The sequence below is a fragment of the Streptomyces sp. NBC_00461 genome (assembly GCF_036013935.1).
Lineage (GTDB): Bacteria > Actinomycetota > Actinomycetes > Streptomycetales > Streptomycetaceae > Streptomyces.
The window spans coordinates 3,461,330-3,473,671 of the sequence record NZ_CP107902.1 but is presented as its reverse complement, the minus strand read 5'-3'; the positions used below and the strand labels follow the sequence as shown (position 1 = coordinate 3,473,671).

The 12,342-nt window shown below is 72.5% G+C and carries 9 protein-coding genes; 1 reads left to right on the top strand and 8 read right to left on the bottom strand.

The annotated features are described in order from the left end of the window. A complete protein-coding gene (locus tag OG870_RS16280) occupies nucleotides 1–405 on the bottom strand; it encodes a globin (RefSeq protein ID WP_266514556.1) in 405 nt (134 codons plus the stop codon). A 108-nt stretch (nucleotides 406–513) separates the two neighbouring features. Here OG870_RS16280 and OG870_RS16275 point away from each other — a divergent pair, with 108 nt between their 5' ends. Then, nucleotides 514–1,515 (top strand): methyltransferase domain-containing protein, encoded by a 1,002-nt coding sequence (locus OG870_RS16275; RefSeq protein ID WP_266584530.1) that lies wholly within the window; start codon nucleotides 514–516, stop codon nucleotides 1,513–1,515. 97 nt (nucleotides 1,516–1,612) lie between these two features. Here the strand turns inward: OG870_RS16275 and OG870_RS16270 are convergent, their stop codons facing one another. From OG870_RS16270 to OG870_RS16240, 7 genes are all read right to left on the bottom strand, one after another. Continuing rightward, nucleotides 1,613–3,007, bottom strand: coding sequence for an FHA domain-containing protein (locus tag OG870_RS16270; RefSeq protein WP_327691007.1), 1,395 nt, complete (start codon nucleotides 3,005–3,007; stop codon nucleotides 1,613–1,615). A gap of 81 nt (nucleotides 3,008–3,088) precedes the next feature. Beyond that, nucleotides 3,089–4,435 carry a vWA domain-containing protein gene (locus OG870_RS16265; protein WP_266584534.1) on the bottom strand — a complete coding sequence of 449 codons (1,347 nt, stop codon included), beginning with the start codon at nucleotides 4,433–4,435 and terminating at the stop codon, nucleotides 3,089–3,091. Nucleotides 4,436–4,541: 106 nt separating this feature from the next. Beyond that, nucleotides 4,542–5,882: a PP2C family serine/threonine-protein phosphatase gene (locus OG870_RS16260; RefSeq protein WP_405624345.1), complete on the bottom strand. Its 1,341-nt coding sequence runs from the start codon at nucleotides 5,880–5,882 to the stop codon at nucleotides 4,542–4,544. Further along, nucleotides 5,883–8,399: a serine/threonine-protein kinase gene (locus OG870_RS16255; protein WP_266584538.1), complete on the bottom strand. Its 2,517-nt coding sequence runs from the start codon at nucleotides 8,397–8,399 to the stop codon at nucleotides 5,883–5,885. Between the two features lie 25 nt (nucleotides 8,400–8,424). Beyond that, a complete protein-coding gene (locus tag OG870_RS16250) occupies nucleotides 8,425–9,756 on the bottom strand; it encodes a hypothetical protein (protein ID WP_266514538.1) in 1,332 nt (443 codons plus the stop codon). A 58-nt stretch (nucleotides 9,757–9,814) separates the two neighbouring features. After that, on the bottom strand, nucleotides 9,815–10,870 hold the full coding sequence (locus OG870_RS16245) for a glutamate ABC transporter substrate-binding protein (RefSeq protein ID WP_266840377.1): 1,056 nt from the start codon (nucleotides 10,868–10,870) through the stop codon (nucleotides 9,815–9,817). Nucleotides 10,871–10,884: 14 nt separating this feature from the next. Beyond that, nucleotides 10,885–12,339 (bottom strand): hypothetical protein, encoded by a 1,455-nt coding sequence (locus tag OG870_RS16240; protein ID WP_266840379.1) that lies wholly within the window; start codon nucleotides 12,337–12,339, stop codon nucleotides 10,885–10,887. Nucleotides 12,340–12,342: the final 3 nt, after the last annotated feature.

Genomic DNA, 12,342 nt, shown 5'->3' with positions numbered 1-12,342 from the left:
TCAGTCCGGGGTGTTCACCATCGAGGCGGCGGCGTAGGTCAGGTATTTCCACAGCTGCTGCTCGTGCTCCGCGGCAAGGCCGAGCTCGTCGACGGCGACCCGCATGTGCTTCAGCCAGGCGTCGTGCGCCTCGCGGTTCACGGTGAAGGGGACGTGGCGCATGCGCAGACGGGGGTGGCCGCGGTTGTCGCTGTACGTCGTCGGGCCGCCCCAGTACTGGATCAGGAACAGCGTGAGGCGCTCCTCGGCCGGGCCGAGGTCCTCCTCGGGGTACATCGGCTTGAGGATCGGGTCCTCGGCCACACCCTCGTAGAAACGGTGGACGAGGCGGCGGAAGGTCTCCTCCCCGCCGACCTGCTCGTAGAAGGTCTGCTCCTGAAGCGTGCCGCGCCGAATCTCATTCACCCGTCCATGCTCTCAGACCGGGCGGACCAGGACTCCAGGCCTGGGGCGATTCCGGATCGGCCGGCTCCGGTGCTCGCCTCGCGCTCCGTCCCGCAGCACAGTGGACGTATGGGCGCGCATGCACTCGACAGGAACGACAGGGGCCTCGCCGCTCTCGCCGCTCTCGCGGTCTCGGCGCGGGCGGCGCTCGTGCGGGAGATCGACGCGAGCGGGGCCTGGGACGACGACCCGGTGTGGCGGGCGGCGTTCGAGGCGGTCCCGCGCCATCTGTTCGTGCCGTACTACTACGTCGGCGTCACCGGCGGCTATGAGCGGCGCTGGGGCGAGAGTCCCGATCCGCGGGCGCGCGAGCGGTGGGTGCGCGGTGCCTACGCCGACGTTCCGCTGGCCACGCGGCTGCGCGACGGCGAGCTGGTCTCCTCCAGCAGCCAGCCGTCGCTGATGGCGAAGATGCTGGCCGAGCTGGGGGTCGAGGACGGCGACAGGGTGCTGGAGGTCGGCGCCGGCACCGGCTACAACGCGGCCCTGCTCGCGCACCGGCTCGGCGACGACGACCTGGTCACCACCGTCGATCTGGAGCCGGAGATCACCGAGTCGGCGCGCCGGCACCTGGCCGCGGCCGGACACCACCCGGCCGTCGTCACCGGCGACGGCGCCCGTGGAGTGCCCGCACGCGCCCCCTTCGACCGGATCATCGCGACCTGCACCCTGGCCTCGGTCCCGCCCGCCTGGCTCGCCCAGTGCACCCCCGGCGCCCGCATCCTGGCGCCCCTGGCCACCGGCCTGATCGCCCTGACGGTCCGGGACCCCGGGCACGGGGAGGGCCGCTTCCTCCACACGGCCGCCTACTTCGTGCCGCTGCGCGGCGAGAGCCGCCCCGAACCGGAACCGTCACACCTCGATGCGATTCCACGCCGGGCCAGGGACCACGAACTGTTCCGCTTCCTGCTCACCCTGACCCGCGGCAGCCTCGCCCCCCAGGAGGCGTTCGCCCTGTGGGAGCACGAGAAACAGCCGCAACGCGAGCGCTACGGCATCACGGTCGCCGAAGACCGGGAGTGGGCGTGGCTGGACGATCCGGAGGGCCCGTACACCTGGCCCCTCCGGTGAAGCCGACGGTTCGGTAGCGCCCCGAAGGGGCGCGGGGAACCGCGCGACCGGCCACGACGCTGCCGCAGCCGGACAACGGCCGCCGCAAGCGCAGCGTCTAGCCCCTGCGGATCGTGATCGTCGTCCAGGCGCCCACGTGCACCCGGTCGCCGTCCTGCAGCGGCACCGGCACGAAGGGCTGGATGGGCTCCTCGGAGCCGTTGACCGTCGTGCCGTTCGTCGAGTTCTGGTCGACGACCGCCCAGCTGCCGTCCGGCTGCTGGACCAGCACCGCGTGCTGGTGCGAGACACCCGGGTCCTCCGGCGGCACCGCCAGATCGATGTCGGGGGACTCGCCGGTGGAGTGCCGGCGGCGGCCGATGGTGATCTGGTTGCCGCTGAGGGTGCGCTGCTGCTCGGGCGAGTACGCGGGCAGGTTGAGACCCGCGGCCTCGGGGCCGGAGCGCTGCATCATCGCCATGAAGTACTCGCGGTCCGGACCGATGGTGGCGATCCAGGTGGCGGGGCCGGCGGGCTGCTGCGGGTAGCCCTGGCCGGGCGGGGGCGGGGCCTGGGTGGAGCCGGGCTGCGGATAGCCGTAGCCACCGCCCTGACCGGGACCGCCCGGACCGCCGGGAGCACCCTGGCCACCGGGACCGCCCGGGCCACCGGACGGCGGGGAGATCACCCAGTCGTCGTCACCGCCGAAGCCGGAGGGTCCGCCGGGCTGCGGCGGCCGGCCCGTCTCCTGCGGGTAGGCGGGCGGGGCCGGCGGACCGGGCTGCTGGAACGCCTGCGGGGCACCACCGGGGCCGCCAGGGCCCTGGGGTTCGCCGTACCCTCCGGGGCCGCCGTATCCTCCCTGGCCGCCGGGAGCGGTGGTCGGTGTCGGGCCGGGCGGCGGCGGGACCGGGCGGGAGGGGTCGCCGCCGAAGCCGGAGGGGCCGCCTGGGCGCGGGTCGTTGCCGTACGGGCCGCCGGGACGTGGGTCGTTGCCGTACGGGCCGCCGGGGCGCGGGTCGTTGCCGAACCCGGCGGGGCCGGACGGCTCGCTGCCGAACGGCGGGATCGGCTCGGCGGGACGGTTCATCTGGGACGGGCGCGAGCCCTGGTACTCGTACGAGTCACCGCCGCCGTACGACGGTCCCGCAGGCGGCTGCTGCTGGAAGTGCACGGCAGGGCCAGGCGCCGGCGGGCGCGGGGCGGCCGGGGTGTACGAGGTCGCCGTGTTCGTCAGGAAGTTCCACCGGCACTCCTCGCAGAACGGCGCGCCGCCCTCACGGGGCGTACGGCACTGCGGGCAGAGCTCCGGCTCGGGGGTGTCCGGCACGGCGGACAGGTGCGGACGGCCGCCGGGCTGACCGGGCTGGCCCGGGCCGGGTGGCGGGAAGCCGTAGCCACCGCCGGGCGGGGGCGGCGGAGGGGGCGGGGGTACGGCACCGGCCATGCGGTGACCGCAGACCTCGCACCAGTCGTCGGAACCCGACTGGTGTCCGTTCGGGCAGGTCGGCATGTCGGCGCTTCCCCCTCTCCTGTTCCGGCCCGTGGGCCGGGTTTCTCCAACCCCAGGGGGCCGGGCTCGCGGCTTGCTATGTCACTTCTTTACACGAACAGTCTTTGTGGACCGGGTCTCGAGGGTCATCTCGTCGGCCTCCTCGACCTTCGCCTTCAGTCGCACAGTACCTGTCGCGGCATCGACCACGTCCACCACCTTCGCAAGCAGTTTCGCAGTATCCGCGTTTCCGGAGGCGCTCGCGAGCTGAACGGCCCGGCCCAGTTTGGCCGTTGCTCCGTCGAAATCGCCCGCTTTGCGAAGATCCAGCCCCTGTTGGATGGCCTGTGCCAGTTCGGCCTGGCCCGTGTAGTGGGCGACCTGGGGGTTGATCGATGTCGAGGCCGCCATGTCATCGGTCCACACGGCCCTCACCAGGCCCTGGGCGCCGAGGTTCTGGGCGCTGCCGTCGGGCTGCGGGACGACGAGCGAGACCCGGGCGGCGAGCATCTCCTGGCCGAGGGCGGCGGCCGGGACCTCGACGCAGACGTGGTAGTCACGGGACTCGTCTCCCCAGGAGCCGGTGGGATAGTCCCCGGCGCGCGGGCCGGCCTCCGTGCGGCGGTCGGTCAACTCCTCGACGGTGGGCGCGACTTGCTTGACGAACTTGATGGCGGTGCCGACCGGCGTCCACAGCCTGAGGGCTACGTCGGCGACCTCCTTGCCCATGGCCGCCTCCATCATCTGCGTGAAGTCGGCGGCGAGGGCGGCCGGGTCGGCGACGATGTCGGCGGTGCCGAGGAGGGCGGAGGCGATTCCTGTGACTTCTTTCACTTCCCAGTCGGTTCCCACGCCACGTGCGTCACAGGTGAACCGTCCGGCACAGGAGTCCAGGGCGGACTTGAGGTCCTCCGGCGACTCGTGCTCGTTGCGGCCGTCGGTGAGCAGGATGCCGTGCCGGATGGCGACGTCGGCGGAGGAGAGCAGACGGTCGGCGAGGCGCAGCCAGGTGCCGATGGCCGTACCGCCGCCCGCGCTGAGCTTGCGCAGGGCCTGCTTGGCCTGGTCGCGGGTGGTGGCGTCGGCGACCGCCAGGCGCCCGCCTCCCGGGTAGACCTCCTTGGCGACGTGCGTGCCGCCGATCACCGCGAAGTGCACCCCGTCGCGCAGGGTGTCGATCGCGGCGGCCGTCGCGTCACGGGCGTTGCGCATCTTGGTCGGCGGGTAGTCCATCGAGCCGGAGCAGTCGACCATGATCGCCACCCCCGCGGACGGGCCCTGTCCCGGCCCGTAGAGGTGGGGCGCGGCGACCGCGCTGCCGACCGTGCCGCCGCCGGTGGCGGTGACCGTGACGATGGCGTTGACCTCGCGGCCGCCGTCCGGCAGGTACTCGTTCTGGTACACGTCCATCGAGAACTGCGGCACGTTGGACTTCGAGAAATTGGCCATGCCTACTCAAATCCCCCTTGAGAACCTCACAGGTGCGAGGCGATACCTGGATGCGGACCGGTCCCCTCCGGCCCGCCGCGACCCCGTCGTGCTCGATGGGCCCGCCTCAGTCCGATCCTGCCCCCTGAGACACGGCGGGGAACGGCACGACGGCCACTGTTACGTTGTCGTGGCCCCCGCCGTCCAGGGCGTGACCGACCAGCACGCGGGCGCTGTGCAACGGACGTACCGCGGCATCCAGTGGCACGACCTCGGCCATCTCCTCGGCCGCCTCCGCGTAGTTCCACAGCCCGTCCGAGCACACCACCACCACACCGGGCCGGTCCGGCTTGAAGGAAGCGGTGTGCGGCTCCAGCTCGTAGGCGTCCGCGCCCAGCCAGCCCGTGATCGCGTGGGCGCGCTCGTCGGCGTACGCCTCCGCCTCGTTCATCAGGCCCGCGGAGACCATCTGCGCGGCCCACGAGTCGTCCTCGGTGAGCCGGGCCGGAGGCGAGGCGCGGTCCACCGGGATCCAGTAGGCGCGGCTGTCGCCGACCCAGCCGACGACCAGCAGCCCCGACGTGACGACGGCACCGACGATCGTGCACGCGGGCGCGTTCTGGTGCGGGCTGTGCTCGCGGGCGGTGGCGGGCTCGTCGGCCAGGACGTTCACCGCGTGCGAGGCGGCGACGATCGCGTCGTGCATGGCCTGTTGCGGGTGCGTGCCGCGGGGCAGCGCGGCCGACAGGGACTCGCTCGCGGCCCGGGCGGCGGCGAGCGAGGCGTCGTCGGGGCGGGTCGCCGAGGAGACGCCGTCACAGACGACGGCCAGGGACACGGGGGAGCCGTCGGGCAGCGCGGTGTGGCCGAGGCCGAACGCGTCCTCGTTGCGGTGGTGGCGCAGGCCACGGTCACTGACGGCGGCCAGCGGGCCGCACTCCTGCTCCATGTGATCGCGCTCCCGGGGCTGGGCGTGCCCGCAGTTCTCGCAGTAGCCGTCGCTGTCGACGCGGCCGGCGCGGCAGGCCACGCACATCTTGGCCTCCTCGGCGGACGCCGCGAGGTCGGCGACGCGCGGATCCGGTGCCTGCAGCGGGTACTCGTCGGGCTCCGGCGGCCGGTCGAAGCGCACGCCGGAGGCCGGGGACACCGGCGATCCGGTGGGCGGTGACTGCTCCGGCGGCAGCGGGGAGCCGCCCGAGCTCTGTCCGGGCAGGTCCGTCGGCAGATGGGCCGGCACCGGGGTGCCGGAGCCGCCCGGCCCGGCGGCGAGCGGCCAGGCGCCGCCACCGTCGCCCGCGGGCGGGACCGAGCCGTTCAGGGCGACCGTCGGATGGTCGTCCGGCGGTACGGGCACTACGGACAGGTCGTATCCGCACGCACCGCAGAAACGGTCACCCGACTCAAGCGGCCACTCGCAGCTCGGGCAGTTCGACAGGGCGGCCTGCTGGGGCATCTGCGACATCAACTACACCCACGTCCGGGGGCGGTAACGGTTGGCACGTTCCACCAGGTCGATCCTCTCCTCGCCGCCCCGCGCCAGCCGGGCCAGCGTGCGGTACGAGCGCTCCAGGCCGAAGCGGAGTCCCCGCTCGTCCAGGTCACTGCCGAGCAGCACCTGCTGTCCCGCGGGTGCGGAACCCTGGCCACCGGAGAGTATCCAGTCCAGCGCACAGCCGAGGACCTCGGCCGACAACTGCTCCCGGCGCGCCGGATCCAGACCGTACGCGTCCAGCGCCTCGACCTGCCCGGCGGCGGCGGTCAGGTCGCCCAGGAACGGTACGTCGGCGGCGGTCGCCGCGCGCCCGCGCAGCCGCGCCCGGACGGCGGCCACCCGCGCGGCCGTGTAGTGGATGGACGACTCCGGCACCGACTCCAGCGTCCGTACGGCGCCGGTGCGGTCCCCGGCCGCGAGCTGGACGCGGGCCAGACCGAACGCGGCGCTCACATAGCTCGGGTCGGTCGACCAGACCAGGCGGTAGTACTCGGCCGCGTTGTCCAGCTGGCCCAGTACCTCCGCGCACAGGCCGAGCGCCAGCTTGGGCGCGGGCTCGCCCGGGAACGCGTCGTAGATCGCGTCGAAGGCGAGCGCGGCGCCCTCGTGGTCGCCGGTCGCCAGTGCGGCCACGCCCCGGTACCAGACGACCCGCCAGTCGTCGGGACGCTCCTCCTCCAGGTTCCGCAGGGCCTCCAGCGCGGTGTACGCGTCGCCGTTCTCCAGCCAGGCGCGGATCTGCCTCAGACGGGTCTCGACCGACGCCGCCGGCGCCGCGGCGAGCGCACCGAGCAGCTCGGCCGGCGCGGTCGTCATCAGGCCCGCGAGGAAACCGGCGTTCGGGTCGGAGGGGTCGACACGGGGGACGGGCAGGGCGAGGGCGGCGACGGGGGAGTTGACCGGCTTGACGATCGCCGGGGTGCCGTTCGCGGAGGCGGGAAGCGAGGGCTGCTGCTGCTTCCCCTGCTGGTTCCGCTTGCTCGCCACCCGTGCCCCGAGCAGCGACACGTCGCCCTCCAGCTTCGGGAACAACTCCGCGTCCGTGACCTTCAGTTCGGGCCCCAGCAGCGTCGACAGCGCGGGCCGGGCCCGCCCCGTCTGCAGCGACACGACCTCGCGCAGCACGCCCGTCAGCTGCTCCGCCATCTCCTGCGCGGAGGCGAACCGGCGGGCCGGGTCCGGGTCGGTGGCCCGGACCAGGAAGCGGTAGAAGGACTCGTACTGCCGGAAGACCTCGATGTTGTCCGGGTCGGGCAGCGAGTCCACGAAGACGTTCGTGTAGCCCTGGAAGTCGAAGGCCAGGACGGCCAGGGTGCGGGCGACCGTGTACAGGTCGGACGCCACCGACGGGCCGACCTCCGCGACCTCCGGCGCCTGGTAGCCCACCGTGCCGTAGATGGCCGACTCCTCGTCGTCCATCCTGCGCACCGCGCCCATGTCGATCAGCTTGAGCTGGTCCTCGGTCTGGATCGCGTTGTCGACCTTGAAGTCGCAGTACAGCAGGTTGCGGCTGTGCAGATGGCCGAGCGCCTCCAGGGCCTCGATGCCGTACGCGCACGCCTGCTCCACCGGCAGCGGATCCCGCTTGCCCGCGGACGTACGGCGCGAATTGGCGATCTCCTTCAGCGACTTGCCGCCGACGTACTCCATGACGATGTAGCCGTCGAGCGAACCGGTGCGCTGGTCGAGGTGCTCCACGAAGTTGTAGATCCGCACGATGTTGGAGTGCTCGATCTCGGCCAGGAAGCGCCGCTCGGAGATCGCCGCCGCCATCGCGTCCTGGTCGCCGGTGTCGAGCAGGCCCTTGAGGACCACCCACCGGTCGGAGACCGCCTTGTCCACCGCGAGGTAGACCCAGCCGAGCCCGCCGTGCGCCAGACAGCCCACGACCTCGTACTGGCCGTGCACCACGTCGGAGGCCTTCAGCTTCGGCACGAAGGAGTACGGATGCCCGCACTTGGTGCAGAAGCCCTCCGTACGGCCCGGCCGCTCACCGCGCGCCCGGCCGACCGGCGCCCCGCAGTCGGAGCGCGAGCAGAACCGCTTGCGCTCGGGCACCTCCGGGTTGTCCAGCACCATCGCGCGCGGCTCGGGCCGCGGCACGTCCGGCACCTGCACCAGGCCGACGCCCAGCCGGCCGCGGGCACTGGTGTTCGTGGAGGAACCGGAGCTCCTGACCGACACCGAACGGCCCGTGGAACGGCCCGAAAGGGAACGGGACAGGCGTCCCGACACCGAGCGCCGGGACTTCGACGACTGCGAGGACGTACGCGAGCTGCTACGGCTGCTGCGGCCGCTGGAACGCGAACTGCCGCTGCCCTGCGACCCCTTGCCGCCGCCCGTGATGCCCGTGGCCGGCGAACTCACCATGCCGTTCGCCGACACGACCGGCGCGAGGCCGCAGGTGTCGCAGTACAGCTCGCCGCCGCCCACGTCCTCGTAGGCGCCCTCGCACCCCGGCCGCTGGCAGTTCTGCTGCGCCTGACTCATGACGTCACAGCACCCCCTCTGTCACTCACGCTCCGGGCCCCCTGCGGTCCTCGGGCCCGCTCTGCCCCGGAACGCGCGGGCCGCCCAACACTTCGGCGGCCGCGTGCTGGAAGCGCAGCACGGCCTGCTCGGCGACGCGCAGATCGCACGGGGCGCTCCACAGCATGCGGCGCGCCGCGTCGTACCGCTCGATCAGGAACGGGTCCTCGGCGTACCCGTGCCGGGCGACCTTCGCCTTGTACGCGTCGAGGCGGCCGCGCAGCTCCGCGCGGACCGCCAGCGGCGCGGTGACCGCGGTCAACGACTCGCGGGCGCGCAGCAGTTCGTCCTCCGCCTTCTCCTCCAGGGACTCCAGGAGCGGGGACAGGCGGTGCCACTGGGCGTGTCTGCGGTACTCGGCCGCCGTCGCCAGCTGCTCCTGCAGCACGGTCGGCGGACCGCTGACCACCGGCACCTCCGTCGCGGCGATCTTCGCGAGGACCTCCCCGCGTGCGTTGCGTGCCTCGGCGAGGGTGCGGTCCGCGCGGCTGAGCACGTCCCGCAGCCGCAGCAGCCGCTGCTCCGCGTCCTGCCGGACGGTGAGCACGGCGTCGATCTCCCGGCGCACCTCCTCCAGAGCGCGCGCCTCCCGGTCGTACACCGTGGTGTCAGGGCGGCCACCGCCGGGCGCCGAACTCCCCTGCGCGGGAAGCCAGTACGCGAGCGGGTCGGACACCACCTGCTCGCGCAGGGACGTCAGGGTGCGCGTGATCAGCTCCAGGTCGTCGCCGGAGGGGTGCTCGCCGGGGCGCACGCCGACCGAGTGGGCGAGCTTGCGGGTGCGCTGGAGCTCCGCGGCCAGTAAATCGATCCGCGCGGGCAGCGCCGACCAGACCGCGTCGGCGGTGACGACCATGTCCAGGCTCGTCGCGTACAGGTCGTTCATCAGGTCGACCAGGCCGGCCAGCGAGAACTGCCGGCTGAGCTTGCCCGAACCTCCGGTCAGCGTCGGCGCGTTCGCCGTGGCCGTCGTCGAGCCGGCGAGCGTCACGGACTCGCCGCGCAGCAGCTCCGTCAGCTCCACCAGGTCCTCACGGCTGGACCAGCGGCGGCGGGAGCGGATCTCACGGGCCGAGCGCAGCGCGTCCGTGTACGCGTCGAAGTACGCCCACAGCAGCGTGATCGACGTCTCCGCGGCAGCCCAGCGCTCCTTGGTGACGCCGGTGAGCTCCGCGCCCTCCAGGAGTCTGCGGCCCGCGTGGTCCTGGAGGGCGAGGAGCGAGGTCTCGATCGCCTCGTGCTCGGCGCCGAGCCGCGCCAGCGCACGGTCCACCTCGTCCCGGTCCATCACCGGCCCGGCGGGGTCCGTGACGCCCATCGATCACCTCTCGCTGCTGTCGTGGTCCGTGGTGTGGTCTCGTACGTCCGATGGTCGGTCACTTGTAGTGGGCGGCGGGAGGGGTCGCGGACGTCGACTTCTTGTCGCCCTGGTCCATGGTGGGGTGCAGCCACTTCTCGTACGAGTCCGCCCAGCCACCGTCCTTGATGTAGTTCTGCAGGGTCCGGTTGACCTGGCGTACCAGATCGTCGGAGTGCAGTTTCATCGCCACGCCGTAGTACTCGTCGGTGAACAGGCCGCCCTTGAGCTCCACCGTCGGGTCCTGCGCGGCCTGGCTCGCGGCGAGCGCGCCGTCCGTGACGACCGCGTCGACCGCGCCGAGCTGCAACTTCACCAGGCAGTCCAGCTGGTTGGGCACCACCGTCCTGATGTCGGTGCCGGCCGGAAGCCTGCCGGCCTTCCGGTCCGCCTGCAGACGGTCCAGCGCCGTCGAACTGTCGGCCGAGCAGACCCTCTTGTGGGCGAGCGTGCCGTTGTACCCGGTGATCGTCGAGGTGCGGGGGGCGAGGATCTGCTGGCCGGTCCTGAAGTAGGGCGCGGAGAACGCGACCTGGCTCAGCCGGTCGCAGTTGATCGTCATGGTGCGGACCACCATGTCGACCTCGCCGTTCTGGATCGCGTCGATACGGCGGCTGGTGGGGATCGCCTTGAACGAGACCGCGTCCGCGTCGCCGAGGATGTCCTTGGCGATCCGGTGGACGAGGTCGATGTCGAAGCCCTCCAGCGCACCTGAGGAGTTGTTCGGGTTGAGGTAGCCCCAGCGGTAGCTGTTGGTGTCGACGCCGACGATCAGACGCCGGTCCTTGCGGGCCTTGATCTTGTCGAGGGTCTGTGTGCTGCCGTCGCCGCCCGACGGGGACAGGCTCCGGTCCTGCGGGTCGTTCAGCGTCTTGCAGTCGTCGGCCTTGATCTGGCTGCCCTGGGCGACGCCCTGACCGCCGCTGCCCGCGGCGCCGGCCGCCCCGCTCGACTGCGTCAGGGGCAGCAGCAGCGCGAAGGCCAGCGCGAGGGCGCACACGGCCGCCATCGCGCCGACGCCGCCCCAGCCCCGGAGGCCGGCCCGCAGACGTCGCGCCAGACGGTGTGCATCCATCTCCACGCCCCCTCTCACCGGTACTCCGAAAGCCTGCGCCCGATACCCAGCACCGCGCCGGCCGCGCCCAGGACGGCGAGGACCGCCGCCCCGTACGGCAGGCCGGTCAGCGCGTCCTTGCCGTCGCCCGCCGCCTGCTGGAACTCGATCTGCTCGTGCTTGAGTGCCTTCTCCAGGGCAGCGTCCACATTGTCGAAGCACACGCTCGTCGGGTCCTTGCCGACACCGATGACCTTGTCACGGGCCTGCTGGTACTCGCCCTTGTCGTTCAGGCCCTGGGCGACGACGTGCCGGTCCTTCCACGCTTTCATGAAGCTGTTCGCGTCCTGTACGGGTTTCTTGCCCGCGGAGTCGTCGGCGAGACCGCCGGCCTTGGTGAGCGACGTGGCCAGCGCGCCGATCTGCCGGTCGTACCCCACGGCGTAGGCGTCCACGGGCTTGTCGCCCACCTTCTCGGTGTCCGCGCCGCGGCGGATCAGGCTGAGGTTCTCGTCGCTGCGGGCGGTCAGGGACGCGATGCGGGCGTCGTGCAGGACGTTCAGTGAGCGGACGCCGTGGTCGTAGGAGTCGCTCAGCCCGGCGCGGGCGACGGTGTGACCGACGACGAGCCAGAGCAGGACCACCACGGAGGCGGCCGAGGCGGTGACCAGACCGTGGTTCAACACCCGGTTGGTGCGCAGGTAGTTGCGGTGCTGGGCCCAGGCCAGGCCGCCGAGCGCGAGGAGGCCGAGGCCGACGGCGGCCCACGGGAACGACTTCGCGTCGGCGTAGTCCGAGCTCAGCCGCTCGTTCTCCTTCTGGTACAGGTCCTCGGCCTTCGGCAGCATCTGCTGCTGCATCTGCTCGTTCGCCGCCCGCAGGTAGGCGCTGCCCACCGGGTAGCCCTGCCGGTTGTTGGCCCGGGCCGTCTCGATCAGGCCCTTGTACTGCGGCAGCAGCTTGTTGAGATCGGCGATGGTCTTCGCGGAGTCCGACCCGGGGTCGGAGTTGGAGGCGGCCCTGACGAGCTTGTCCGCGGCCGTGTCGATGTCGTGCTCGTACCGCTGCCGCATCTCGGGCTTCTCCTGCGGGCCCGCGAGATAGCCGCTGGCCGCCGCCGTGTTGGCGTCGGCGAGCGATCTGTAGATGTCGGCCGCGTCGGAACTCAGCGGCTGGCTGCGGTTGAGCACCTGGTCGGCGGCGGACGCACGGTCGGTCATCTGCCAGGCGGTGACCGAGCCGAACGCGACGACGAGGAGCGCGACGAGCGCGCCGATGATGCGCAGCCGCCCCGGCTCGGTCGTCGCCGCCTCACGCAGGCGCTCGGCACCCTCCGCGAAGGCGGTACGGCGCGCCGAAACGGGCGCGGACACGGCTGTGGGACCCGGTGGCGGCGGGGGAACGGGCCGTCCCGGCTGCGGCGGCACGGCCGGCATCGTGGGCATGCCGGATCCCGGTGGCGCCGTACTGCTCTTCGGCGGGTGTGTCACCTT